We start from the raw sequence: 26005 nt of genomic DNA on the forward strand, positions 1-26005 counted from the left end.
TTTTTACATATAATTCTCCATCATTTCTAGCCGATAATCCCATGGATCATTCATAGATATAAATTGCGCTAATGCTTTACTTTCCTTTTTACGTTCAGCACGGGCCTTCGCTCGTTCTGAAGCTGTTTCATGCAATTTTGTCTCTTCTACTGTTTCAGGTATTACTCGTGGGTCCAGTGCTGGTTTGTTATTTTCATCCAATGCCACGAAAGTTAATAATGCAGTCGCTGCCACCTTTCTCTCCCCAGTTTTCAAGTTTTCAGAAATGACTTTAACAAAAACCTCCATAGAAGACCTTCCCGTCCAAGTTACATAGGATTCGAAATAAACCGAATCTGTTGGGCGAATGGGATGTAGGAAATCGACTGAATCAGTTGAGGCTGTAACACAATCTCTTCTGCTATGCTTTGCAGCTGAAATGGAAGCAACTTGATCAATATCGCTCATCAATCGTCCGCCAAATAATGTATTATGATTATTTACATCGTTTGGAAATACACGACTTGTACGCATCACTCTTGATTCCTTACAATATTTAAAGTCCTTATTCACTCTAATTCCCCCTCTAAACGTCTTGTTTATTCCTACTATAATGCTATATTTAAATGGAAAAATCAATGTAATTATTAGAAAATTACAAATACTAAACAATTATTTAATGATGAGTATTTATCCGATAAAGATTAAAATTGGACAAGATACGTTAATGCCTCATACCCCATATATTAGCTGTATGGGAGGGGAAAAAATGAAAAAAAACAAGGTAGAAGACTTAACGGAAGAATCAGGTTTACTAGCTGGAGAAATCACCTCTTCAAAAGTTGAAGTAATTGCCTCCATCATATTAACACTTGGTTACTCATTATCCACCCTTGCCACAATATTGGCTCTGCAGGAGGAGGAAGAATTGGCACAAGCCAAAACTACTGAAACCCAAGATCAAAATCTTTATATGAAGCAAATGTTTAAACAATTACAAAATGTTAATAATCGTTTAGATACAATAGAACGAAAGCTCAATCGATACTAACAAATACATAGCCTACATTAATTTTCAATAAAAAAACCGCGACTCTCCGTCATAAAGAGAGTCGCGGTTTTTATTATACTATGATAATGAGCTTCATTTTTCTTCCCTTTTTCACAGCCACCTTGCATAACCTGTTCAAGGAACGTCATCTATTGTACCAAGATAGAATTCATTATTTCTGAAATAATACTACCTTCAACAGGTGGAGCTGTCTACACACACAAATTAGGAAGAAGTCATGGTTGCAATATCTTTTCAGATGTGAAAACGGATACAATGCGAAACGACACAGTTTGTACATATTTATTTTCACACTCCCTATATTGATACATTACAATAATTTTTTCAAGAATATTGCTTAAGAACTTGTCATAGATTTAGAGATGATGATTTATTTCTCTGGATGCTACGATTCATTTTCACACTCTCAAAAATTTGGACCAAATGGCGCTAAGGTTTGTAAATATAAATCATCAATTTTTTTATCAAAGCAATCAATTTCCCTTTGCGAATTTTTTTTACTATACTTAAAGGAGAAATGATCGAGAGGAGTGTTAAGATGCAAGAAGTAAAAGTAGAGACGTTGCAAAAATTGCTGAATTCTTTCGCCAACAAAGACGTTTATATTCATCTTGAGACGACAAACGGATCTTATGCAGCACACTATGATGAACAGTTTTTTAATGCAGGTGCTTTTATTCGCAATGCTAAAATTAACTATGAGCTTGCTAAGATTGTAGATAATGCACCTCATCGTGTGGGTTTAAAATTACCTCATGGCTGGGTTTATGCTCAAGGCATTACACATTTTGAATTAGATGATTTAGGCCGTTTATTAATGGCTGGACTAGACTACTCTGGAAAATTGGCGATTGCGCTTGAAATTAGTGAAACGCCATTTACTTACTAAGGGGGACGACTATTTGAATTTACAACCACAACGTCATATTTTAATTGTGTACCCTCACCCAGATGATGAGGCTTTCTCAGTTGCGGGAACCATCGCCTACTATACAAAGAAAATGAATACACCTGTTACATATGCCTGTTTAACATTAGGCGAAATGGGACGTAATTTAGGTAATCCACCCTTTGCTACACGCGAGTCTTTACCTGAAATCCGTCGTAAGGAATTGGTTGCAGCGGCAGAGGCGATGGGTATTCAAGATTTACGCATGCTTGGTCTACGTGATAAAACAATTGAATTTGAAGATGATGAGAAAATGGTAAAATTAATGGAAGGGCTAATCGAAGAACTAATGCCTTCTTTAATTTTCACATTTTTACCTGGCTTTGCTGTCCACCCAGACCATGAAGCAACAGCACGTGCTGTAATTGAAGCTGTACGTCGTATGCCAAAGGCTGCTCGTCCACAAATATTCGGTTGTGCCTTCGCCAATGATACGATTGAAAAAAATGGTGAACCACATGTGGTCTATGATATTCGGGAAATGCGAATGGACAAATTAAAAGCATTACAAGCCCATGCGTCTCAGACTGGTTGGATGATGCAGGAGACTGAAAAACGTATTGATGACGGCGAACCAATGAGCGAGAGCTGGCTTAATGTTGAAAAGTTCTATATTGTTGACCCAGATAAATATGTAAAATAAATAAAGTACTGTTCTCATTTTTGGAGAACAGTACTTTTTAATTAGGCGGATCTTACTCTCTTCATCATATGCACAATGATTGTGATGGAAAAAGCAATCACTAAGAAAAGGAAGAATAAATAATGAGGGATGTGGATATTGAAAACACTTACTAACATTTTTAAGCCGATGACACCTATAATTATGAAGGCTGTTGCTTCGAGTTCTGGTATTTTTTCAATGATGATTAAAAATACACCTGCAATCGTCCTCATCATTAATATTCCTAACATCCCTCCAATTAAAAGCACCCAGACCTGATCTGATATCGCAAACGCAGCAAAGATTGAATCAATTGAAAAAGCAATATCCATTAGCTCAACAGAAATGACAGTTGCCCAAAACGTGCCGAAAAGACGCACCATCCATCCTGACCTCTTTACCTCTTTTACACTATCCTCATTCCCTATGTGAAGGAAATGAGCTACACAAAGCCAACCTAAATACAAAGCACCTAATACTTTAATAAACCAAAATTCTACTAGATAAACACCTATGCCAATAAATAAAAATCTAAAAAAATAGGCACCTAGCATACCATACATTAATGCCCGTTTTCGCTGTTTATCTGGTAAATGTTTCACTAGTACCGCTAATACCAGTGCATTATCTGCTGACAGCAAACCTTCTATAATAATTAATGAGGATATTAGTCCCCAGGAGACAGGGTCCATTAGTACTTCTTGCCACATCGCCAAATCAAAAAACTTCCAATATGTTGATAAAATTCCTTGAATGATTTCCACTACATACCCTCCTACTTGTCCTAAGCTAATCTAGTATATGCTTGACCATTTTTGTTATGAGAGTAGTATTTTTTAGATTTGAACCAACTGATTTTCTCCCCTTAAATTGAGCTAATTCTAGGTCTGAGACATTGCTTCTTTATAAAATAATTAGCTATATCAAGATAAAACGCTTACATCATAAAATAGACACGGAAAATTTAGAATTTACTAAAAATTAATCACAAAAAGCTAATAAAGTGTGCTATCATAGATAAATGTTTTAAACGTATAACGGAGGATGAATACTATGGAAGTTGCTGATACTAGAACCGTGCAAGTGGAGAATGTCCTGATTGCACATCATTTTTTAAAAGATGTAGTTGTGCACACACCACTACAAAAAAACGACTATTTATCCGAGAAATACGGAGCTAATATTTATATTAAACGCGAAGATTTACAGCATGTACGCTCATTCAAGCTTCGTGGTGCCTATTATAAAATTAAAAAAATCGAGGATGAAGCGCGCGATGCTGGGGTTGTCTGTGCAAGTGCAGGCAATCATGCACAAGGTGTAGCTTATGCCTGTGCCCAATTAAAAATTCAAGCAAGCATTTTTATGCCACAAACAACACCGAAGCAAAAAATAGACCAAGTACGTATGTTTGGACGTGAATATGTGGAAATTATTTTAGCAGGAGATACATTCGATGATTCTGCTGAAAGCGCGTTGAGCTATTGTGAAGAGCATGGTAAAATCTTCATTCATCCATTTGATGATTTTGATGTCATTGCTGGTCAAGGAACCGTAGCGGTAGAAATTATGAATGATATGGAGGAGCCAATCGACTACGTATTCGGAAGTATTGGCGGTGGTGGCTTAATGTCAGGCGTGTCTGCCTACATTAAAAATCTCTCTCCTACTAGTAAAATTATTGGTGTGGAGCCTGCTGGTGCTGGTAGTATGAAGGCTGCCTTTGCTGAAGGTGGCGCAGTTGCCCTTGATTGGATTGATAAATTCGTTGATGGTGCTGCAGTAAAATGCGTCGGTCACCACACTTATGATGTTTGTCGTCGCTATTTAGATGATATTGTTCTTGTACCTGAAGGCAAGGTATGTACAACCATTCTTGATCTATATAATAAACATGCGATTATCGCTGAGCCTGCAGGAGCATTATCAGTGGCAGCTCTTGATTTTTATAAAGAAGAAATTAAAGGTAAGTCAGTCGTTGTCATCATCAGTGGTGGGAATAATGACATTGGTCGGATGCAGGAGATTAAAGAAAAATCACTTATACACGAAGGCTTACTTTACTACTTCATCGTCAGCTTCCCTCAGCGTGCCGGAGCATTACGTCAATTCCTCACTAGTGTACTTGGACCAAACGATGACATTACTACCTTTGAATATACCAAGAAAAATAATAAAGAAAGTGGCCCTGCACTAGTCGGCATTGAGTTAGGTGATCGTGCTGAATATGAAGGACTACTTGCCAGAATGGATGAATTCGGCTTCAAATACAAAGAAGTAAACAACGATATTCAACTATTTGGCTTACTCGTTTAAAATGAAGAGCCTCACTTCTCTGAAAGTGAGGCTTTTTTATGCGATAAAGTTTATTGATCGTTTAATTTCCCTAAATAAAAATTATTAAAACTAGTTGATGTTGAAAAAACAATATTGTCTGCGGAAAGAGACATTCTGGCAAGGCGAGGGATTGATATCTGTTCCGCCAGCGTCCAGGTGGCGTCTGATGAGCCGCTACACTCACTTACGTTCGCCCTAGGGTCTCATCTGTGACGCTAAATTTCCTAGGAGTGAGGCTGGCTCCACTCCAATTAACCATTTTGAAAATATGTCTTTTTCATTTTCTTTTATACTAGCAGTAGAGAACAATGTGGAAAAACGATGTGTGACAACGCCCCTCCATAAAGAGTAGTGAGGACCTTTGCTAAATTAATGAGCTGGATTGGAAGGCTACTAGACTCCCATAAGATAGATCGGCACCCCCCACACATGAAATTAGGGAACCTGCAACGGTCATTCATTTACACCATTCATAAAAACACTATTGATGAAATTTTTTACACTATGAAAAACGCCCATACAAGTGTATGAGCGTTTCGATATTAACCTAATAGAGCACGGTCTGAATTCATTTTTTCCCCACGAATACGTTCAAACTCGGACATTAAATCAGGAATTGTTAATTCATGTTTGCGATCTTCACCAACTTCTAAAATGATTTGGCCTTTATCCATCATAATAAGACGATTCCCTAAATCTAATGCTTGCTGCATATTGTGCGTTACCATTAATGTCGTTAAATTATCTTTTTCCACTAAGTACTTCGTAATACGGGTAATTAACTCTGCACGTGATGGATCAAGTGCAGCCGTATGCTCATCCAGCAATAAAATAGATGGCTTTGTGAAGGTAGCCATTAAGAGCGACAAAGCTTGACGTTCCCCACCTGAAAGTAAACCTACCTTAGCAGAAAGACGATTCTCAAGATTCAAACCAAGCATCTCTAGCGATTCTTTAAAAAATTCACGACGCTTTTTGTCCACACCATTGCGTAGTCCTCTATGCTTATTTCGAGAGTATGCTAATGCTAGATTTTCTTCAATTGTCATCGTAGGTGCAGTTCCTGCCATTGGGTCCTGGAAGACACGCCCAATGTATTGAGAGCGTTTATATTCAGGCAAACTTGTCACATCATTACCATCAATCAATACTGTACCGAAATCGGGTGTTAAAGCACCTGAAATCATATTCATCATCGTTGATTTACCTGCACCATTACTACCTATTATTGTCACAAAATCACCGGGCTTTAAATGTAGGTTTATCTCCGCAAGTGCAATCTTCTCATCAGGTGTTCCTTCATTAAATACCTTATTAATACCATGTAATTTAAGCAAGGCCATTACCTCCCTGCTCTACTTTTTTTACTTGTGAAAGTTCTGCAGCACGTTTAGCTTTACGTTTACGTTCTTTACTCTTATTAATAAATTGCGGTAAGATCAGCGCCAAAATAACGATGATCGCTGTAATTAATTTCATGTCTCCTGAATCAAGGAAATCTACACGTAATGCTAAAGCTAATATAATACGATAAATGATGGCTCCTGCAATAACTGCAAACGTTGTACGGATAATAGTTTTAGTCCCAAAAATAGCTTCACCAATAATAACGGATGCGAGACCGATCACAATCATACCAATCCCCATACTAACATCAGAGAACTTCGAGTATTGTGCGATTAAAGCTCCAGAAAATGCGACAAGCGCATTGGAAAGACCTAGCCCCAAAATGATAAGTGTGTCTGTATTTGCAGAGAAGCTGCGAATCATTCGTTTATTATCACCAGTTGCTCGGATAGCTAGCCCAACCTCTGTCTTTAAGAACCAATCTGCTATTAACTTAATTAAAATCGTGATGATTAATACAACAATCAGCACACTCCATGTACCTGGTACATGCTGAAAGCCTATGCTTTTTAATAGGTTATTGATAGCATCATCGATCCCTAAATTACTCCAAAAAGATTGAAACTTTGAAAAGATTGTTTCAGAGTTTAGTAGTGGAATATTCGGGCGACCTATCGTATTTTCTGCAGTTAACCCCATGATACGTAGATTAATCGAATATAAAGCAATCATCATTAAAATTCCTGATAATAAAGGATTAATCTTTCCTTTCGTGTGAAGAATTCCTGTCATACATCCAGCAATAAATCCAGCAACAATTGCCACTAAAGTCGCTAAGATTGGGTGGTAGCCAAGCAAAACCATTGTTGCTGCCGTTGCCGCCCCTGTTACAAAGCTTCCATCAACCGTTAAATCCGGAAAATCTAACACCCGAAATGTTAAATATACACCAAGTGCCATAATTGCATAGATGATTCCTTGCTCCACTGCGCCAAATAATGCTAAAAACATCGTTGAATCATCTCCTAAATCTCTTTATTATTTATATCACTTGTAAAATGAAGATAAAGCGGGGATAGTGCACCCCGCTTCGTTTTACTTTTCTAGAATTTCGGCACCCCAAGAATCTTTAATTTCGATGCCTAAATCATCTGCAACTTTTTTATTGATTAATAATTTCAGATTTTGTGGGTATTGTGCTGGTGTATCGGCAGGTGTCGCTTCACCTTTTAAAATTTTCACAGCCATTTGACCTGCTTCATAACCGATATCGAAATATTCAAAACCATAAGCGGCTAAACCGCCACGTGCTACAGAATCTAGTTCTCCTACAATTAATGGTAATTTATTCGTATTGGCAACATCAATTACCGATTCTAATGCAGAAACAACTGTGTTATCAGTAATAATATAGAAAGCGTCTACTTTACCAATTAGAGACTCTGTCGCTTGTTTTACATCCGCTGAAGTAGATGCTGATGCTTCTACCACCACTAAACCTTGTTCGTCCATAACCTTTTTCACTTCTGAAACTTGTGCAACTGAGTTTTGCTCACCCGCATTGTATACCATCCCTACTTTTTTCGCACCAAGTTCTTTTAGGAATGCTACAGTTTTAGAAATCGTTTCTGGATGTAAATCGATTGTGCCTGTAATATTTTTCCCTGGCTTCTCCATTGAGTCAATTAGCTGTGCACCAACAGCATCTGTAACAGATGTAAAAATAATTGGAATATCACTTGTTGCTGTTGCAGCGGCTTGTGCAGAAGGTGTAGAGTTTGCAAAAATTAAATCTACGTTTGCACTTACTAGATTGTTAGCAATCGTTGTGTTAAGGCTATTATCTCCCTGTGCAATTTGTGGATCGTAGTCAACTTTTAAGCCAGCATCTTCAATTGCTTTTTTAAAGCCTTCCGTTGCTGCGTTTAACGATGGATGCTCAACAATTTGAGTAATCCCGATTTTATATGTTTTATCGTCTGCATTTCCGCTCTCACTTGCATTGTTTTTTTCATTTCCTTTTGAATCTGCTGTACCTGAGCCACCGCTACCACAAGCAGCAAGAAGCAACACTAATCCAAAAAGAAGGAATGACAACTTCTTTACATTGCTTTTCACAAATAATCCCCCCGATTATATTCTCGAATATCTATCGCACTTTATCCAAACAAAGTGTGAATGTATCGCTATATTATCGTTATTATCGAGCTCCGTCAACAACATTATGAATGTTCTGACTTTTAAAAGTGACAAAATATTTTAGTTTTTCATTTAATTTGGCGCTTTAAACCGCTAAACTACGCTGTTTTAGTTATTCGATTTCTTTTTTCAACATAGTAAAAAATATTTATGACAATTTTGCGACGATAGGACATTATAGACAAAGTCTGACATTTGACTTCTACTAGATATCTATAATAAAATATTTACTTGTGTGAAAGCACCGTGGTTCGTAACCATCCCACGAAAAAAAACTAAGGAGAAATGAATATGAAGATAAAATTTTTAGCAGCAAGTGGTATCATTGCGGCTCTATATATAGCTGTAACCATGCTTGTTGCCCCATTTGGTTTTACAGAGGTACAGTTCCGAGTATCTGAGATGTTTAACCATTTAGTGGCCTTTAATCCACGCTTTGCCGTAGGGATTATTATTGGTGTATTGATCTCTAATCTCTTTTCACCACTTGGCATTTACGATTTAGTTTTTGGTGTAGGTCATTCAATGATTACTCTTGGCCTGTTTATTTTAATCTGTAAATTTGTCAAAAATATTTGGGCACGTTTAATTATTAATACATTGCTCTTTACATGTACTATGTTTATCATTGCCTTTGAGCTGAACTTGGCTTTAGAGTTGCCATTTTTCTGGACTTGGCTAACAGTCGCGGCGGGTGAATTTGTTGTATTAGCTGTAGGTGCACCGATTATGTATGTTTTAAACAAACGCCTTCACTTTAAAAATTTGATTTAACTGACGGATCTTTTTAGATTCGTCTTTTTTCTTGACACTATTCTGAAAATACTCTACAATTCTTTCTAATAAATGCAAGGAAGAAGAGTAGTAGCAAGCATTGTTACTTTTAGAGAGCTGGTGGTTGGTGCAAACCAGTAGTACAGACTTGTGAATGGACTTCAGAGCAGCCTTATCAAATGTAAGGCCGTTTCGCTCCCCGTTACCGGAGCAGGAAAGCGCGCAAAAATTGCGAATGAAGGTGGCACCACGGTTACTCGTCCTTTTTATGAGGGATTGGAGTGGCTTTTTTTTTGGAAAAATTAGCATAGAGGAGTCGAGTTAAGATGAGTACAGTAGTAGAAAAAAAGGGATATTTCGGTGAATTTGGTGGAAGCTTTGTTCCAAAGGAGCTTCAAAATGTTTTAAATAGACTAGATGAGAATTTTCAAAAGTATAAAGAGGATGATGATTTTAAGCAAGAATTAGATTACTATTTCCGTGAATATGTCGGTCGTAAATCCCCTCTTTATTTTGCAGAGAATTTAACAAAGCAATTAGGTGGCGCAAAAATCTATTTAAAACGTGAAGACCTTAACCACACAGGCTCCCATAAAATCAATAATGTATTAGGACAAATCTTACTAGCTAAACGTATGGGAGCAAATCGCGTGATTGCCGAAACAGGGGCAGGTCAACATGGTGTAGCAACAGCTACAGCGTGTGCCATGTTTGGAATGGATTGCACGGTTTATATGGGCTTGGAAGATACAAAACGCCAGGCATTGAACGTATTTCGCATGGAACTTCTCGGAGCGAAAGTTGTAGCTGTCGATAAAGGGCAAGGCCGCTTAAAGGATGCAGTAGATGAGGCATTCGCTGACTTAGTAGAAAACTATGAAACAACCTTCTATTTATTAGGCTCAGCAGTTGGACCACACCCCTTCCCATCAATGGTTAAACATTTTCAATCAGTGATTAGCCGCGAAAGTCGTGAACAGATTTTAGAAAAGGAAGGAAAGCTGCCGACAGCTGTTCTTGCCTGTGTAGGAGGCGGTAGTAATGCCATTGGGGCATTTGCTGATTATATTGCAGACGAAGATGTTCGTCTTATTGGAATAGAGCCAGACAAAGCTGCTACCTTAAACGAAGGAACACCAGGAGAGCTACACGGCTTCAAATGTTTAGTACTTCAGGACGCAGAAGGCAACCCACTACCTACCTATTCAATAGCAGCTGGTTTAGATTATCCAGGTGCGGGGCCTGAGCATAGCCATTTGAAAACAATCGGTCGTGCTGAATATGTGACCGTGACAAATGAAGAAGTTTTAGATGCCTTCCAAGTACTTTCTAAGGTTGAAGGTATTATTCCTGCTCTTGAAAGCTCACATGCAGTCGCACATGCTCTAAAATTAGCACCAACTTTATCATCTGAGGAAAGCATTATTATTAATATCTCTGGTCGTGGCGATAAAGACGTTGAACAAGTCTTCCACATGCTAACTAAATAACTCAAAAAAGAGCGACTTCCATTTACGGAAATCGCTCTTTTACCTATACCAATGATTTAGGATAAATTTCTGCTACATTATCTCGCAGCTTCGCTTTCAGGAATTTTCCGACAGATGTCTTTGGAATTTCTTCTAGAAAGACAACTGCATCTGGTACCCACCATTTGGCAAATTGATTTTCTAAAAAAGCAAGAAGCTCTGGTTCAGTTACTGATTGTCCCTCTTTCAATACAACACAAGCTAATGGACGCTCCTGCCATTTAGCATGGGGCATGGCAATGACAGCCGCTTCTAAAACGGCATCATGAGTCATCAGCGCATTTTCCAAATCAACAGAGGAAATCCATTCCCCACCTGATTTAATAAGATCCTTCGTACGGTCAGTAATTTTAATAAAGCCATCTGCTGTTCGTACAGCAATATCACCAGTATATAACCAACCATCTCGATAGGCATCTGCTGTTCGCTCATCACGATAGTATTCGTTGGAAATCCATGGGCCTTTTAAACGTAATTCCCCCATTGTTTCGCCATCCCAAGGTACCTCACCCGCCTCATTAATAATACTAGATTCGATACCTGCCATTGTCATCCCTTGCATCGCTCGAGCTTCAATACGTTTTTCAATCGGCCAATCTTCCATCCATGACATATAATTAGACAATGCCACGATTGGTGTAGTTTCCGTCATGCCGTAGACAACAATATAAGGAATCCCATATTTTTCTTCAAATGTCCGAATGAGTCGAGTTGGTGAAGCCGATCCACCACAGCATATCGCTCTTAAAGAACTAATATCTCGTTCTTTCTTTTCCTGCTCCTGTAGGGCACCTATCCAAATGGTTGGAACACCAGCAGTTAATGTAACCTTTTCTTGTTCGATTAAATCCATTATTAATGCTGAAGTAAATTGCGGACCTGGTAGAACTTGTGTAGCACCCACATTGACACTAGCAAAAGGCAAGCCCCATGCATTTGCATGAAACATGGGTACAATCGGCATCACGACATCTCTTTCCGCAATTCCCATAGAGTCAGACATACTCAGCATGATACTGTGTAGTACTAAACCCCGATGGGAATAGACAACCCCCTTTGGATTCCCTGTTGTGGCGCTTGTATAGCACATACCGGCAGGTGCTTCTTCATCAATATCCTCTGGAAATTGAAATTCTTCATCAGCAGTAGCTAATATGTCCTCATAGGATAAAACATTTTGTAATGTAGTCTTTGGCAAAGCTGGTTCATCCGTCATAATGATATAATGTTTCACTGTCTCAAGTTTTGGCGCAATATTTTCAATGATCGGTAATAAATCTACATCGACCATTAAAATCTCATCTTCTGCATGATTAATAATATAGATCAAATGCTCTTCTGATAAACGAATATTTACCATGTGTAAGATTGCCCCTGAGCAAGGCACAGCAAAATAAGCTTCTAAATGTCGATGCTGATTCCACGCAAAGGAGCCGACTTTTGTTCCTCTTGTCATCCCAAGCTTCGTAAGGGCATCTGCTAAACGACGCGTTCTTTTTGCCCACTGCCCATATGTTAAACGATGTATTTTGTGTGGGCTTGTCCGTGAAATAATTGATTTTCTTGCAAAATAGCTCTCTGCTCGTTTAAAAAAACTAGTTAAAACTAATGGTGCTTGCATCATAAAACCCATCATCCCTTCATTTGTGAATTTCCCCTTGTGAAATTATCATAGCATCAATTTAACTGAATACTATTAATATTCCGAATATTATTATATTTTAATTTCATAATTTAATCTATATATTCCAATAATTTTCTTTTATATATAAAAAAACGGATGAAGTCTAGTCTTCACCCGTTGCCTATCTATTATGAAATTGCTTTTTTATGCAGTTTAATTTTCAATTTTTCTAACATATCTACCGTCATTTTAGCTAAATCATATTCTGCTTTGAAGCCCCATTCTTTTTGAGCCGCTTCAATATTTAAAGAGTTTGGCCAGCTATCTGCAATGGCTTGACGAACAGGATCTACCTGATAGCTCATTGTGAAATTTGGTAAGTGTTTCTTGATTTCAGCCGCGATTTGCGAAGGTTCGAAGCTCATGGCTGTAATATTAAAAGCATTGCGATGAACAAGCTTACTACCGTCTGCTTCCATTAAATCTACAATAGCTTGTAAGGCATCTGGCATGTACATCATATCCATAAATGTACCTTCCTGAATATACGATGTATATTTGCCTTGTTCGATGGCTTCATAGAAAATTTCTACTGCATAATCTGTTGTACCACCACCTGGAGGTGTTACATAAGAAATTAGCCCTGGGAAGCGTACTCCGCGTGTATCAACACCAAAACGATTGAAGTAATAATCGCATAATAACTCACCCGCTACCTTATTTACCCCATACATAGTTGTTGGTCTTTGCAAAGTATCCTGTGGTGTATCTTCCTTAGGTGTAGACGGACCAAACGCACCAATTGAGCTTGGCGTGAAAAATTGCATATTTAACTCACGTGAAACTTCTAACGCATTCATTAATCCACCCATATTTAAATTCCAAGCTAACAATGGATTTCTCTCTGCTGTAGCTGATAATAGTGCTGCTAAATGCATCATCGTATCTGCACCGAAGTCCTTTGCTAAATCATGCATTCTTTGTCCATCTGTCACGTCCAATATTTCAAATGGGCCCTTAGTATGTTCAAGCTTTCTAATGTCTGTAGCAAGTATATTGTCCTCTCCATAAATACCACGAAGTTTTTCTACTAGCTCAGAACCAATTTGACCAAGTGCTCCAGTAACAATAATCTTTTTCATTTCCCAAAACCTCCACATGTGAACAATTGTACTTTCAGAAAGTACAAAAATACTTTAATAAACATTGATTTAATAACACTTTCAATGAAATTCATTATAATGTGTTCGTTTTGAAAATACAACAATTATATTAATAATATTCCTTACAAAGAACATACAATCCCTTATTCACAGTATATGAGAACATGAAAAATATTGTGCTACAAAAATATACAAAACACATTTGTACATCTCAAAAACACAAATCATTTACACTTTCATAAGCTAGTTTTGTAACCATGCAAAAAAAGGGTCTTCTTTGCTATTTTTTGCAAAGAAGACCCTTTTTGAATATTATTCTTTAATATTAAATTATATCGAAAAACGTTTGACAGCTATTTGCAAAACTTTTGATACTTTGCGCAATTCCTTAATATAATTATGGAACTGTTGCTGAGCTGTTAATTGATCAGCTGTTAACGTAGCAACATGCTTAGTAGACACGGCATTCGTATCGGATAAGGCTGTCAGCATACCCGCATCTTCACTTACCTTCTGCGTGTGATTGGCAATCTCTTGAACCGTAGTAGATACTTCCATAATATATGGCTTAATAGTATGTACTTTTTCTAAAATTTGATCAAAACTTGACGCAGTTTGTCCTGTAACAGCTACACCTTTTTCAGTCGCTACTAAAACCCCTTCCATCATTTGTACCGCATAACTCGAATCTAGATGGATGTTCTGTACAATGGATGTAATCGTTTGTGTCGATTGAACAGTTTGCTCTGCAAGCTTACGAACCTCATTAGCCACTACTGCAAAGCCTTTACCATGCTCTCCTGCTCTAGCGGCTTCAATTGAAGCGTTTAAAGCCAGTAAGTTAGTTTGCGCTGTTATTCTTTCTATTACTTCAATCATTTGATCAATCGATGCAGCCCGCTCTACTAAATTAAAGATAGCTGTATTAGATTTTTCAACCGCCTGCTTAATAGCTTGCATTTGTGTTAAATTAGCCTGTACAATTTCAGTTCCACTTTCTGCATCTCTGGCCGTTTTTTGTGCAAAACTTTCTACAACCTGAACCTTTTCTAAAATAACCTGTACATCATTTAAAACCTCCTCTAAGGAAGCAGTATTCGAAGCTAATTTACTAGAAGAAGCAGACGTTGACTCTGAAATAGATTGTACATCCTTCGCTATTTTTAATGTCGTTGTTGATGATTGCTCAGAGGATTTCTGCAATTTCCCTGTCATTTCTTCTACTTCATAAGCACTGTCTGTGACAGTATGGAGTAGTCGTTTCACCTCTGTTACCATTTGATTGTATGACAGAACTACTTCACCAAGCTCATCATGAGCTACATAACTTGCACTGGCAGTGAAATCACCTTGTTCTGCTCGTTTTAATAATGACTTTAGTTGACGGGTTGGCACATTGACTGCCTTCGTTGCAATAAAGCCGATAAGGATAACAAGCAAGACAACCGCTAAGCATACACCACCTAGTAACCAGTAGCCAAATTGTACATCTTTTTGATAAGCCTGCTGTTGGTCTTTTGCTCGTTGAACCAAATAATTTTGCGTGTCTTCTAATAATGCATGACTCTCCTGACTAATTGATAAAAATGTATGCACATAAAACTGATCTTGCTCACCATGGTTCAATTGCTTAAAGTTTTCAATGGCTTCTTCCTGCTTCTTAAGCAATGACTTATACTTCTTAATTTGATGACTCATCTTCTTGTCAATTTCTTGGCTATCTAGATGATCTAAAGGCTGCGCCATGTTTTGTAAAATGGCTGTCATTTCTTTATCGTCACCCTTCGAATCTACTATAAAATCTAATCGACGTTGTGATTCTTCTAGCTCATTTAGCCATCCAATTGGAACAAGTCCCTGTGTGTAACTCTCACTTGCATGCCATGACATTTTCCTTAAATAATCTACACTGAATACACCTAGCAATACATTCGATAGTACACAAACAATCATGAGTACAAGTAACTTGTCCTTCACCTTAATGAAACGGAAAAAATGCATGATCCTTGGCTCCTCCTCCAACTCTTACCAATAATGATAGTATAGAGATATAAAGCCAGTGTTATATTTTTGTAAATTTTAATCGAAATATTAAGAATTTATACCCATCATTTAGTTTTATTTAGGTAATTTAACTCGCTAAATTAGCCAGATTATCGCTACTTATTCATACTACTTTTAGAAAAACATTCGCAACCTTCCATACATTGTAAGCGTTCATACTAGAGAATGGAGGTGTTACATTTGACGCAATTCAAGAAGTTAGATTGGAGTTTAGTAATAAGTCTTCTTTTACTCGGCACTATTAGTTGCCTTTTTGTCCATTCTAGTAGTGTAAATTTTGAACAGTATTCAAGCTCCTTTATTATCAAACAGTTTTTATTTTATGTCATCGGATTAACCATCATGCTTGGAATATCCTTGCTTGATATTGAACAGTTGAAGAAGATTGGATGGCCATTTTACTTCCTAATAGTTGCTTTAACGGCTGGTCTTATTGTTGCTCCTGAAAGCATTGCTCGAACGATCAATCAGGCAAAATCATGGTATCAAATCCCGTTTTTAGGTTCTCTCCAACCCTCGGAATTTTTAAAGTTTGCTTTTTTAATAGTTGTGAGTAAGGTCATTATTGCTCATCAAGAGAAAAATGTCCGCCCCTCCTATCTAGCAGATTTTTGGTTACTTATAAAAATCGGGCTAATTGTCCTTCCTCCTACGCTACTTGTTTATAGACAACCCGATACAGGTATGGTCATGTTGTATATGGCAATGATTTTACCGATGATTTTCTTTTCAGGTATTCATAGAAAGCTTCTTGTCGTATTTACGGCTGTTCCTCTAGTTATCATCAGTACGCTGGTAGTGCTCTATGTCAGATTTAATGAATTTTTTACAGAGAAGGTTTTAGGTGCTCTATCAGGACATCAGATTTCTAGAATTTATGGATGGCTTCAGCCTTATGAATATACAGATTCTTCTTTTCAAGTACGCCAAGGCTTTATGGCTATCGGGTCAGGAGAATTTGTGGGCAAGGGCTATCTACATAACAATGTCTATGTACCAGAAAAACATACCGATTTTATATTCTCTGCTATTGCAGAAGAGCTAGGTTTTATTGGAGGAGCATTTGTAATCGCGCTACTTTTTTTTGTTATCTATCGTATTGTCGTTATTACGGTAGTAGCGCGAGACCCCTTTATGACTTTAATGGGGGCAGGTATTTCAAGCTTACTAGCCTTTCAAATTACTCAAAATATCGGCATGACCATTGGGCTTTTACCTGTCACAGGTGTCACCCTACCCTTTTTAAGCTATGGTGGAAGTTCGTTATTATCCAATTTTATGCTTATCGGAATCGTCATGATCATTCATCATTCATATAAGGGGTATATGTTTAAAGTAGGAGACTGACAAAATGCAAGTAGAGACATGTATATGCTATTCTCTACTTGCTAAGTTAAGGGGGGATTAATTCGTTAAAAACTTCTTCATACTTGCATTATATTGATCGATAAATAGCTTTGCCTCATTATATGGTAATCTTAAAGCAGCTAAAGCGGCACCACCTACCGGTAAGCTATAAGCACCCACGAAGTCATACTGATTACTATTCTTTTTATCAATAGCGATTAATTTTTTAGTAAATAGCTCCAATTCATTAAAAACGCCACCAGCTAGCACTACTTTGACTTGCTTATGTGCAAACGGGTTTTTTTTGTAACAAGCGTCTATACTTTGATAAAAAACATGGCACACTTGATCAATAATTGTATTGGCTTCTCCATCACCACGTTTAGCGCATTCAATTGCAACCTTACTTAAAGGTGATATGGTATCCCGCGGATGTCCTTCGCCATATACCACTTCAATTATCTGCGAAACGGATTGTAATCGAAAATATTCTAATACCGCTGCTGTTAGAAGCGTTTCAGGACCTCTTTTGTCGAATGCTTTAAATACCGCTTTTAATGTGCGAATGCCAATATCATAGCCACTGCCCTCATCATCAAAAATATAACCCCATCCTGCTGTACGCTCAATTCTTCCAGATGCATCTATACTGAGTGTAATCGCACCCGTACCAGAAATTTGTACAATGCCTGGCTGCCCCAAGGTTCCCGCATACAGCGCGTTCATTCCATCATTCGATAGTGATAGTTGACAGTCTTTCGGTAAAAGCGAGGTTAATAATGCATAGGTAATTTTCTCATTATTATTTTCTGTTACACCAGACAGGCCAGCATGGCACTTTGTAATGTGTTGAAATTCGTGAGGCTGTTGTCTTTTTAAATTATTTATTAATTCTGTTATCGTCTCTGTAAAATGCTCGAAGCTCATGGATGTGGGATTACTTTTGCCTGTTTCTGCTAGCGCCATAATTTGCCCATGACATGTTGAGATTGTTGCAATCGTTTTCGTTCCACCGCCATCTATTGCCAAAACATGCAAGTGCCTTCACCTCTATACAATTTTAATTGTAGATACAATTTCTCCTACCTCTACCCCTGCATCATTACGCACAAATGCAGGAGACAATGCTTTAATACGCTCAATTGTTTCTTGATTTGTATACTGCATTTGTTCCAATACAGAAGCAATTACATTGGGCCACGGACTTTCGGAGCCATTCATAATTTTCAAGGCAAAACTTACTCCTTCATTTCTTAGAGCAAAACAGTATACACCCTGTGCTCCGCCCTTCGCCACAATATTAGGGTCCTTTAATAATGCCGTACAAATAAAGTTTTGCGCTGCAATGATATGACTCTCTTGATTCATTACTGCTGTAAGCTTTATTACTGCTTCACGAATTAGTTCATCATCAATCAATTCTGGTCGTGCTAACTTTAAATAGGCAATGGCCATGTTTTTTAGCGGAATCGCAAAGACAGGCGCACCACAGCCATCAATCCCTGTACGAATTCTCTCTATTTCATATTCACTTAAATAAGCAATATATTTTTTTATCATCTGTTGCAGTGGATGTTCTGGATGACAATATTGCTTGACATCATAGCCATTTGCTAAACATGCAGTTAAAAATCCTAAATGCTTGCCCGCGCAATTATGAAAGAGTTTCCTCTTTTCAAATCCCTGTTGAATATACTGTGTTTTAGGTTCCTCATTTAATGGATAGGATGCTGCACAAATTAAATCATTTTCATTAATAGGGAGTTTTTCCAGCAAAGAGACTAATGCCTCTTGATGATAAATTTCACCTCTTTGCGAAGCCAGAAATAATGCACTTTCATTTGAAGTAATCCCGTATTTTTCTATAAAATCAGACATAAAAATGGGAATGGCTTGAAATGGTTTTGCTGCAGAACGAAAATACACAGGCTCATAGTCTTGACCTACAGAGACGAATTCTTCCTTCGTTAGATTCACAGCACTCATTTGTCCATAATGCACATTTTCCATTAATCCTGAACGATACTCCTTTAAAAATTCTGAGTAAGCCACGAATCAACCAACCTTTCTTTAAACAGACAGCAACTGCTTTTGTGCTTGTAATGCCGCTCCTTTAACAACCCCTTCTTTTAATTGATTGGAAAACTGCAAATCAAAGTAGGGTTGTAATTCCTTCCATATATACTGTTTACACTTTTCACTAAGTAGTTTTTGAAATGTCACATTGTGCTCAATAATTTCTCCACTGACGATGACAGCCTCTGGTTCGTATAAACAAACTAGATTATTGATGGCTACAGCTAGAAAAGTAGCTACATCTTGTTGAATATCGATTGCCCATTGCTCACCTTGATCAACACACTGCAAAATCTCTTCTATTGATTGAATATTAAGATTCTTAGGTGTTCTTTTTAACAGCGTAACTTCAGAAACATACATCGATAAGCATCCTCTTTTACCACAGTGACACATTTCACCAAAGGGATTAATCGTTATATGACTTATTTCTCCAGCTTTATTTTGAATGCCACGATACACTTCTCCATTTAATAATATGGATGCTCCTATTCCCGTTCCAATTCCGACTAAAATACAATTTGAATACTGTGGCGTATAGATATCACCAATTTCAGCAATGATTTGCATTTTTAATTCATTATCTACGATGACTTCACAACCAAAAACACCATTTAAATCTTCTCTTATATGGCAGTTTTCCCACTTCAATTGCTCAGAGGAAACGATAATTCCTTCCTCGTTATTGATTACTCCTGGAATTCCTATCCCAATGCCTAGTAATTTATCCTGAGCAATCTGATATTCTGTCATGATACTTTCTATAGATCGTTTAAGTAGATATATAGCTTCTTCGTATTGATGCTTGATGCTACATTTGACTTCCTGAAAGGCAATAAGCTTCCCTAAGAAATCTAATATACCTATTCGAATAGTAAAACAGTCAATTTCTATACCAATCGTATATAAAGCATCTTCGCGCATATGAATTAACGTAGGACGTCTACCAATGGCTGTTTCTTCCGATACCCCTTCAAGAATAAAGCCTTCAGCTTCTAGTTCTTGCACAATACGCGTAATGGTTGTAGGGCTCATTTTTGTATATTTTGATAATTGAATTCTTGAAATTGGCGCCATCTGCCTTATTGCGTCAAGCACAATATATTTATTTTGTCTTCGCATTTGTACTTGATCTTGCTTTTTCAAATTAGATTCAACCCCTATTTAAACTTTTCTATGAATTGTACAGCTTCTTTGATGTCTTTTTCGGGATTTGATCTCACTTCTCGTTCAATAGTTAAATAGCCATTGTATCCGATTTCTTGTAAAGCTGAAAAATAAAGCTCGAAATTGACATCTCCATGACCTAATGGAAGTTCTCTGAAAAACTCTCCATTTTCCACCATTTCTTCTATTTTATCATGAGATGTTCCAGAATCGTATCCTAAGTACCCGTACACATCTTTAGGATTCGTTGACTGCAGTTGAATACCATCCTTTACATGTGTATGTACAATATATTTCTTTAATAGTTTGACTCCAGCTACAGGATCATCTTTTGTTACCATCACCATATTGGCTGGATCAAAATTAACCGATACACCATTCGTTGATAGCTTATCTAAAAACTCTTTTAATGTTTTACTCGTTTCTGGCCCTGTTTCAATCGCAAAATAAGCATCTAATGATGTAGCATATTGTCCTAATTCTTCACAAGCTTCCAGCATTGTTTGATAGATTGGGTCATTTTCATCTTCAGGAATAATACCGATATGGGTTGTAACAATGGATGTTCCTAGGTCCTTGGCTAATTGCAGTATTTCTTTCGATTTCTTGATTTTCCAGGCATTTTCTGCTTTATTTTGGAAGCCATGTCCTCCTAAATCTCCACATAAGGCGGAGATTTCTAGACCTAACCCTAAAATATACGCCTTCAATTCTGCTCTTTGTTCAGCATTTAGGTTATCGGGGTCCAACTCACCTGAAACGGCATACATTTGTACCCCCTGTGCCCCAACTTCTTTCGCCTTTAACAAACCTTCACGAATAGGTAAACGAAAGCTGTCTACTATCACACCGATTTTATTATCCAATTTCACCATTTTAATAAACAACCTCCTTTCCTTCAGTTGCAGAAATATAAATACCTTCTAAGATTTTCATAATTTCTACCCCATCCTCCACAGGTGCAACTGAATCATAATGATGAAGGCAACAATCAACAAATGAATTAATTTCATTTTGAAAGGCAGTTGCAAAATCAAAAGTTAGATCGTTAATTTGAGGATGAATATTTAAAATCGTATTATGCTCTTCACTTACAATTTTTAATTCAGGCTCTAGCTCTGCTCCACCGTTCGTGCCATATAGCTTAATACTTATTTCATCTTTTAAAGCATGTAGTGTATAGGAAACGTCTACCATTAGCGATGCTCCATTCTCAAATGTAATGAGGGCATTTGCTAAGTCTTCTACTGTGTTTTTCGTTGCATCATAGTCTGCAGCCTTATAGAAGGATAAATTTTCTATATGATTTCGATTTCCTAATTGATTGTAAGTATGACCTGTTATACGTTTCACCTTTGGTCTACCCATTAAGTACCAGCATATATCAATTACATGTACCCCTAGATCAATTAAAGGTCCGCCGCCAGACTTATCAATTTCGGCAAACCAGCCTCCTGGATTCCCTAATCTTCTTAGGCAGGAAGCTTTGGCATAATAAATATCGCCCAATTTGTTATCGTCGATGAAGCTTTTCAGTACTTTGGTATTTGTTGCAAATCGTCTTACATAGCCCACTTGAAATACTTTCTGATGCTTTTCTGCAACCTTTTGGATATTTAGAGCCTCTGCATAAGTCATAGATAGCGGCTTTTCTATTAGAACATGTAAGTCATTTTCCAAAGCAAAAATCGCCAATTCTGCATGCGTATTATTCCATGTACAAATACTGACAGCATCCACATTTTTATCTGCAAATAGCTCTTCTTTTGAAGAAAAAACATGTGTTGCTCCAAATTGGGCTGCTTTTGCTTTGCCTCGTTCAATGGAAGCATCATACACGCCATATAATTCAACGTATGGATTATTCGTATAGGAACCTAAGTGAAAATCTGAAATAGAACCTGTGCCAATGACACAAACTTTTAATTTGTCCATGTGCTTTCCTCCTTTAGAGCTTGCATTCATTCCATAAACGACGTACATTATCCATCCCTATTTTTGAACCAACTTGGCAATCTTCCATCCCTTCAAACTCAATAGTAAGATAGCCATCATATCCACTGCCTTTTACGAGTTTAATAATTTCTCGAATATTTATATCACCATGCCCGACAATAGCACCTCTGATGTAGTTGTTATGAACTGTACGGAACCACTCGCCCTCACCTGGATTTTCATAATAAGGACGAATATAAAAATCTTTGAAATGCACTGTAGCAGCATAAGGAATGTTTTTCATAACACCAATGAGAGGCTCTTCATCAATACATAAAAAATTACCGATATCTAAAGTTGTTTTAAAGTTGTCTCTGTTTACCGCATGAATTAATTGTTGTACACGATCACTTGTTTGAACATTAAAGCCATGATTTTCAATCGTTGTCGTAATATTAAATTGTTTCGCGTAATCTGCAATTAACTGACAGCCTCTAACCATTTCTTCAAAATGCTCGTTGTAATAATGAATGGATGTTTGCTCCTTTGGTAAGGTAAAGAGAGTAACGTCATGGCGCATAATGTGAATACCCATATGATGTACTACATCAATATGTTTCTTTAAACGTTCAACTTCTTCTAAAAAAGCTTCCTCCGTATCCTGAATAAAGTTAGCTGGTAACGAATAGGCGGATAACTCTAATCCTAGCTCTGCTGCTTTATCTTTAATTTCAGTTGCAAGTTCATAGTTATCTACAACCGTAAATTCATAGGGCACTAATTCTACATGCTGACCACCGTTGTCTGCTACCCATTGTAAAACATCTAGAACATCCATCTCTCCCTGTCTCATTTTTTTAACCATGCTGTATGTGCTTAACCCTATTTTCATTTATAAACATCCTCTCCATTAGTTAACAAAGTGACATGCAACACTTTGCTCTTCGTTAATTTTCCTCATTTCTGGTATAGCTTGCTTACATATATCTGATGCAAAGGGGCACCTTGTGTGGAAGGTACAACCACTCGGCGGATTTTTAGGATTTGGAATATCACCAGTTAAAACGATCTTCTTTTTTCGTAATGTTGGGTCTGCAATCGGTACGGAAGCAATGAGCGCTTGTGTATAGGGATGCTTTGGTTCATTAAATATGGTTTCTTTACGCCCAATTTCTACAATGGATCCTAAATACATAACCCCAATATAATGGCTAATATGTTCTACAACACTTAAATCGTGAGAAATAAAGAGATAAGATATTTTATATTCTTGCTGCAATTGCTTTAATAGATTCAATATTTGTGATTGTATAGATACATCCAACGCAGACACAGGCTCATCAGCAATAATTAATTTTGGCTTTGTTATTAAAGCACGGGCAATACCCAAACGCTGTCTTTGTCCACCACTGAACTCATGTGCATAGCGATCAGCATGTTCAGCATTTAATCCAACGACTTCAAGCATTTCAAGCACTAGTTTTTCACGCTCTACTTTCGAAAGTTTTGTATGAATTTCTAAAGGCTCTCCAACAAGCTCCTTGACCTTCATTCTTGGATTCAATGAGGCATATGGGTCTTGAAAAATCATTTGAACAGTTTGCCTTAAGTGCCTTAATTCAGATGGCTTTGCAGTAGCTACTTCTTTCCCATCCACAACGATACTTCCATTCGTTGGTGCTATTAATCTAGTAATTAATCTGCCCGTAGTAGATTTCCCACAACCACTTTCCCCAACTAAACTAAATGTCGTACCTTCTTCTATTTCAAAGGAGACATCTATAACTGCGTTAACATATTGCTTTTTTTGAAATAACCCTCCGGCTATTTGAAAGCTCTTTTTTAAATTCTCCACTTTTAATATACTGTTAGGCATTTACTTCCACATCCTTTTTCACATATAGCCAGCAGCTACATTGGCGTGTAGCCGAAATTTTTACTGTCGGTGGACTCTCCTGATTGCATATAGACATCGCTTGATTACAACGTGGAGCAAATTTACAACCATTCGGCATATTTTGTGGGGATGGTACTTGACCATTGATAGAATCTAATACTTCTTTGTTATCACCAATTTTCGGTACAGATGCAATTAAACCTTTTGTATAGGGATGCTTGGGGCTAGCAAATAATTCAAAGACATCTGCTTCCTCTACAACCTGCCCTGCATACATGACCACTACCCTATCGCACATTTCCGCCACAACACCTAAATCATGTGTAATTAATAAAATAGCTGTCTCATTTTCTTCCTTTAGCTTTTTCATTAGCTCTAAAATTTGAGCTTGTATCGTGACATCAAGCGCAGTGGTTGGTTCGTCGGCAATAAGTAAATTAGGGTGGCAGGCCATAGCCATTGCAATCATTACCCGTTGGCGCATTCCTCCTGAGAGCTGATGTGGATATTCATAAATGATTTCCTCGGCTCTTCCTATGCCCACGCTTTTTAACATTTGGATTGCATGATGCTTACTTTCGTTTTTCGGCAGCTTCAAATGCATCTCAATTGCTTCCATTAACTGCTTGCCTATTTTTAAGACAGGATTTAAAGAAGTCATGGGCTCTTGAAAAATCATGGCCATTTGCTTGCCACGAATCTTCCGAATTTCTGATTCGGACATTTTCGTCAAGTCATGTCCATTAAAATGTATAGAGCCATTGACGATTTTGCCTGTAGTACCGTGAAATAATTGCATGATGGATAACGATGTTAAGCTTTTTCCACTGCCCGATTCTCCCACTAAGCCTACTATCTCTCCTTTACGGATGGAAAAATTGACACCTCTTAAAATTTTGATTTCCTTATTATCACGCGTAAAGGACGTTTCTAAGTCAATTACTCGTAATACATGTTCTGGCATAGGCATTCTCCTTAATTATTTTTTATTTTTGGATCTAACACATCTCGTAATCCATCACCTATTAAGTTAAATGCTAGTACGGTTAAAAATATGGCAATACCTGGCATGATGACTACATGCGAAGATGTCCCTAAATAGTCGCGCCCACTACTTAGCATTACTCCCCACTCAGGCATTTCAGGGCTTGCACCTAAGCCTAAAAAACTTAAACCAGAAGCTGCTAAAATGGCTGTCCCTATACGCATTGTGACAAAAATGATTAACTCACTAATTGTTTCAGGGAAAATATGTTTCCACAGCACTCTAACATGCGATGCTCCCATAGATTGTGCTGCTTCTACATAGACATTCTCCTTCGCATTCAATGTAGCACCTCTGACTAAACGAGCAAAAGATGGCACACTAAAGATCATCACAGCAATGATGACATTATTAATACCAGGGCCCAATAAGGCTACAATGGCAATCGCTAATAATAAATCAGGGAATGAAAACAACACATCACAGCTACGCATGATGATTTTGTCAACCCACCCACCGAAGTAACCGCTAATTAAACCTAAAATAGTTCCTAGTATTAAGCCTAAAAATACGGCACTGAAACTCACCATTAAGGATATTTTTGCGCCTACTATTAAACGACTAAAAATATCTCGACCATACTCGTCCGTTCCTGCCAAATGACTTGCACTTGGTCCCTCTAATAAAAAATTATAATTCGGTTCAAAAGGATCGTAAGGTGCGATATAAGGGCCAATAATAGCGATTACAATTAACAATCCTATAAAGATACTTGCTACCAAAGCAGCCTTTTGTTTTTTAAAAGACTTCCAAAATTCTTTAAGAGGAGAGTATTTTCTTTGTGTATTTTGCACTTGGCTATTTTGCACAGTAGTTGGTGAAGTCATTTTGTTCCCT

At 37.5% G+C, this 26005-nt stretch carries 24 protein-coding genes, 1 riboswitch and 1 other annotated feature; of the genes, 7 read left to right on the forward strand and 17 right to left on the reverse strand.

Translation table 11 applies throughout. The features are described from left to right. Positions 1-3: 3 nt before the first annotated feature. Positions 4-552 carry an acyl-CoA thioesterase gene (locus AC1RFD_RS16250; protein ID WP_492475081.1) on the reverse strand — a complete coding sequence of 183 codons (549 nt, stop codon included), beginning with the start codon at positions 550-552 and terminating at the stop codon, positions 4-6. A gap of 196 nt (positions 553-748) precedes the next feature. Here AC1RFD_RS16250 and AC1RFD_RS16255 point away from each other — a divergent pair, with 196 nt between their 5' ends. From AC1RFD_RS16255 to bshB2, 3 genes are all read left to right on the forward strand, one after another. Continuing rightward, positions 749-1030, forward strand: a complete 282-nt coding sequence (locus AC1RFD_RS16255) for a hypothetical protein (RefSeq protein ID WP_048393429.1) — start codon at positions 749-751, stop codon at positions 1028-1030. 559 nt (positions 1031-1589) lie between these two features. Beyond that, a complete protein-coding gene (locus AC1RFD_RS16260; RefSeq protein ID WP_492475082.1) occupies positions 1590-1940 on the forward strand; it encodes a YojF family protein in 351 nt (116 codons plus the stop codon). 13 nt (positions 1941-1953) lie between these two features. Continuing rightward, positions 1954-2643 (forward strand): bacillithiol biosynthesis deacetylase BshB2, encoded by a 690-nt coding sequence (bshB2, locus tag AC1RFD_RS16265; RefSeq protein ID WP_048393426.1) that lies wholly within the window; start codon positions 1954-1956, stop codon positions 2641-2643. A 41-nt stretch (positions 2644-2684) separates the two neighbouring features. On the opposite strand, the gene AC1RFD_RS16270 is transcribed toward bshB2, so the two are convergent. Continuing rightward, entirely contained in the window at positions 2685-3428 is a 744-nt protein-coding gene (locus AC1RFD_RS16270) for a TerC family protein (protein ID WP_048393424.1), read from the reverse strand. Between the two features lie 289 nt (positions 3429-3717). Between AC1RFD_RS16270 and ilvA the strand changes: the two genes are divergently transcribed. Continuing rightward, positions 3718-4980 carry a threonine ammonia-lyase IlvA gene (gene ilvA, locus AC1RFD_RS16275; protein ID WP_492475083.1) on the forward strand — a complete coding sequence of 421 codons (1263 nt, stop codon included), beginning with the start codon at positions 3718-3720 and terminating at the stop codon, positions 4978-4980. Between the two features lie 563 nt (positions 4981-5543). Here the strand turns inward: ilvA and AC1RFD_RS16280 are convergent. From AC1RFD_RS16280 to AC1RFD_RS16290, 3 genes are all read right to left on the reverse strand, one after another. Then, positions 5544-6338, reverse strand: coding sequence for an ABC transporter ATP-binding protein (locus AC1RFD_RS16280; protein ID WP_004225432.1), 795 nt, complete (start codon positions 6336-6338; stop codon positions 5544-5546). After that, a complete protein-coding gene (locus AC1RFD_RS16285; RefSeq protein WP_009371612.1) occupies positions 6331-7359 on the reverse strand; it encodes an ABC transporter permease in 1029 nt (342 codons plus the stop codon). The genes AC1RFD_RS16280 and AC1RFD_RS16285 overlap by 8 nt, the downstream gene beginning before the upstream one ends. A gap of 84 nt (positions 7360-7443) precedes the next feature. Next, positions 7444-8466 carry an ABC transporter substrate-binding protein gene (locus tag AC1RFD_RS16290; RefSeq protein ID WP_492475084.1) on the reverse strand — a complete coding sequence of 341 codons (1023 nt, stop codon included), beginning with the start codon at positions 8464-8466 and terminating at the stop codon, positions 7444-7446. A 321-nt stretch (positions 8467-8787) separates the two neighbouring features. After that, a riboswitch (PreQ1 riboswitch) is annotated at positions 8788-8832 on the forward strand. 6 nt (positions 8833-8838) lie between these two features. On the opposite strand from AC1RFD_RS16290, the gene AC1RFD_RS16295 reads away from it, so the two are divergent. Together AC1RFD_RS16295 and trpB are read left to right on the forward strand one after the other, a co-directional pair. Further along, positions 8839-9321: a QueT transporter family protein gene (locus AC1RFD_RS16295; protein WP_048393417.1), complete on the forward strand. Its 483-nt coding sequence runs from the start codon at positions 8839-8841 to the stop codon at positions 9319-9321. A gap of 68 nt (positions 9322-9389) precedes the next feature. After that, positions 9390-9589, forward strand: a binding site (T-box leader). Between the two features lie 58 nt (positions 9590-9647). Then, a complete protein-coding gene (trpB, locus tag AC1RFD_RS16300) occupies positions 9648-10811 on the forward strand; it encodes a tryptophan synthase subunit beta (protein ID WP_054549122.1) in 1164 nt (387 codons plus the stop codon). Positions 10812-10854: 43 nt separating this feature from the next. Here the strand turns inward: trpB and AC1RFD_RS16305 are convergent, their stop codons facing one another. The 3 genes from AC1RFD_RS16305 to AC1RFD_RS16315 all read right to left on the reverse strand — a co-directional run bounded on the left by AC1RFD_RS16305 (position 10855) and on the right by AC1RFD_RS16315 (position 15638). Then, positions 10855-12474, reverse strand: a complete 1620-nt coding sequence (locus AC1RFD_RS16305; protein WP_066037065.1) for a long-chain fatty acid--CoA ligase — start codon at positions 12472-12474, stop codon at positions 10855-10857. Between the two features lie 188 nt (positions 12475-12662). Beyond that, positions 12663-13616, reverse strand: a complete 954-nt coding sequence (locus tag AC1RFD_RS16310) for an L-threonine 3-dehydrogenase (protein WP_004225462.1) — start codon at positions 13614-13616, stop codon at positions 12663-12665. A 351-nt stretch (positions 13617-13967) separates the two neighbouring features. Beyond that, positions 13968-15638, reverse strand: a complete 1671-nt coding sequence (locus AC1RFD_RS16315; RefSeq protein ID WP_369579457.1) for a methyl-accepting chemotaxis protein — start codon at positions 15636-15638, stop codon at positions 13968-13970. A 234-nt stretch (positions 15639-15872) separates the two neighbouring features. Here AC1RFD_RS16315 and AC1RFD_RS16320 point away from each other — a divergent pair, with 234 nt between their 5' ends. Continuing rightward, on the forward strand, positions 15873-17048 hold the full coding sequence (locus tag AC1RFD_RS16320) for an FtsW/RodA/SpoVE family cell cycle protein (RefSeq protein WP_492475085.1): 1176 nt from the start codon (positions 15873-15875) through the stop codon (positions 17046-17048). A 57-nt stretch (positions 17049-17105) separates the two neighbouring features. Here AC1RFD_RS16320 and AC1RFD_RS16325 read toward each other — a convergent pair whose 3' ends face one another. From AC1RFD_RS16325 to AC1RFD_RS16365, 9 genes are read right to left on the reverse strand one after another with little or no spacing between them, the layout of a single operon-like run. Further along, positions 17106-18086 (reverse strand): N-acetylglucosamine kinase, encoded by a 981-nt coding sequence (locus AC1RFD_RS16325; protein WP_492475086.1) that lies wholly within the window; start codon positions 18084-18086, stop codon positions 17106-17108. A 12-nt stretch (positions 18087-18098) separates the two neighbouring features. Continuing rightward, positions 18099-19100 carry an asparaginase gene (locus AC1RFD_RS16330; RefSeq protein ID WP_492475087.1) on the reverse strand — a complete coding sequence of 334 codons (1002 nt, stop codon included), beginning with the start codon at positions 19098-19100 and terminating at the stop codon, positions 18099-18101. Between the two features lie 18 nt (positions 19101-19118). Further along, positions 19119-20270, reverse strand: a complete 1152-nt coding sequence (locus AC1RFD_RS16335) for an ROK family transcriptional regulator (RefSeq protein WP_403020151.1) — start codon at positions 20268-20270, stop codon at positions 19119-19121. A gap of 14 nt (positions 20271-20284) precedes the next feature. Next, positions 20285-21166, reverse strand: coding sequence for a sugar phosphate isomerase/epimerase family protein (locus tag AC1RFD_RS16340; RefSeq protein ID WP_112117295.1), 882 nt, complete (start codon positions 21164-21166; stop codon positions 20285-20287). Between the two features lies 1 nt (position 21167). Then, positions 21168-22226 carry a Gfo/Idh/MocA family protein gene (locus AC1RFD_RS16345; protein WP_048393404.1) on the reverse strand — a complete coding sequence of 353 codons (1059 nt, stop codon included), beginning with the start codon at positions 22224-22226 and terminating at the stop codon, positions 21168-21170. A gap of 13 nt (positions 22227-22239) precedes the next feature. Continuing rightward, positions 22240-23118 (reverse strand): sugar phosphate isomerase/epimerase family protein, encoded by an 879-nt coding sequence (locus tag AC1RFD_RS16350; RefSeq protein ID WP_112117293.1) that lies wholly within the window; start codon positions 23116-23118, stop codon positions 22240-22242. Between the two features lie 18 nt (positions 23119-23136). Continuing rightward, positions 23137-24102: an ABC transporter ATP-binding protein gene (locus AC1RFD_RS16355; protein ID WP_048393399.1), complete on the reverse strand. Its 966-nt coding sequence runs from the start codon at positions 24100-24102 to the stop codon at positions 23137-23139. Then, entirely contained in the window at positions 24095-25087 is a 993-nt protein-coding gene (locus AC1RFD_RS16360) for an ABC transporter ATP-binding protein (protein ID WP_279493806.1), read from the reverse strand. The genes AC1RFD_RS16355 and AC1RFD_RS16360 overlap by 8 nt, the downstream gene beginning before the upstream one ends. Before the next feature lie 11 nt (positions 25088-25098). Further along, the gene (locus tag AC1RFD_RS16365; RefSeq protein WP_492475088.1) at positions 25099-25995 is read right to left on the reverse strand and encodes an ABC transporter permease; all 897 of its coding nucleotides are present in this window, start codon (positions 25993-25995) and stop codon (positions 25099-25101) included. Between the last annotated feature and the right edge of the window lie 10 nt (positions 25996-26005).

This window comes from Lysinibacillus sp. GW823-FHT02G10, assembly GCF_058797135.1.

Excerpts from the sequence above, each read along its gene's own strand:
- AC1RFD_RS16255 (WP_048393429.1), top strand. The coding sequence starts at position 749 with ATGAAAAAAAACAAGGTAGAAGACTTAACGGAAGAATCAGGTTTACTA.
- AC1RFD_RS16260 (WP_492475082.1), top strand. The coding sequence starts at position 1,590 with ATGCAAGAAGTAAAAGTAGAGACGTTGCAAAAATTGCTGAATTCTTTC.
- ilvA (WP_492475083.1), top strand. The coding sequence starts at position 3,718 with ATGGAAGTTGCTGATACTAGAACCGTGCAAGTGGAGAATGTCCTGATT.
- AC1RFD_RS16285 (WP_009371612.1), bottom strand. The coding sequence starts at position 7,359 with ATGTTTTTAGCATTATTTGGCGCAGTGGAGCAAGGAATCATCTATGCA.
- AC1RFD_RS16295 (WP_048393417.1), top strand. The coding sequence starts at position 8,839 with ATGAAGATAAAATTTTTAGCAGCAAGTGGTATCATTGCGGCTCTATAT.
- trpB (WP_054549122.1), top strand. The coding sequence starts at position 9,648 with ATGAGTACAGTAGTAGAAAAAAAGGGATATTTCGGTGAATTTGGTGGA.
- AC1RFD_RS16305 (WP_066037065.1), bottom strand. The coding sequence starts at position 12,474 with ATGATGCAAGCACCATTAGTTTTAACTAGTTTTTTTAAACGAGCAGAG.
- AC1RFD_RS16310 (WP_004225462.1), bottom strand. The coding sequence starts at position 13,616 with ATGAAAAAGATTATTGTTACTGGAGCACTTGGTCAAATTGGTTCTGAG.
- AC1RFD_RS16315 (WP_369579457.1), bottom strand. The coding sequence starts at position 15,638 with ATGCATTTTTTCCGTTTCATTAAGGTGAAGGACAAGTTACTTGTACTC.
- AC1RFD_RS16340 (WP_112117295.1), bottom strand. The coding sequence starts at position 21,166 with ATGGTGAAATTGGATAATAAAATCGGTGTGATAGTAGACAGCTTTCGT.
- AC1RFD_RS16345 (WP_048393404.1), bottom strand. The coding sequence starts at position 22,226 with ATGGACAAATTAAAAGTTTGTGTCATTGGCACAGGTTCTATTTCAGAT.
- AC1RFD_RS16350 (WP_112117293.1), bottom strand. The coding sequence starts at position 23,118 with ATGAAAATAGGGTTAAGCACATACAGCATGGTTAAAAAAATGAGACAG.
- AC1RFD_RS16355 (WP_048393399.1), bottom strand. The coding sequence starts at position 24,102 with ATGCCTAACAGTATATTAAAAGTGGAGAATTTAAAAAAGAGCTTTCAA.
- AC1RFD_RS16360 (WP_279493806.1), bottom strand. The coding sequence starts at position 25,087 with ATGCCAGAACATGTATTACGAGTAATTGACTTAGAAACGTCCTTTACG.
- AC1RFD_RS16365 (WP_492475088.1), bottom strand. The coding sequence starts at position 25,995 with ATGACTTCACCAACTACTGTGCAAAATAGCCAAGTGCAAAATACACAA.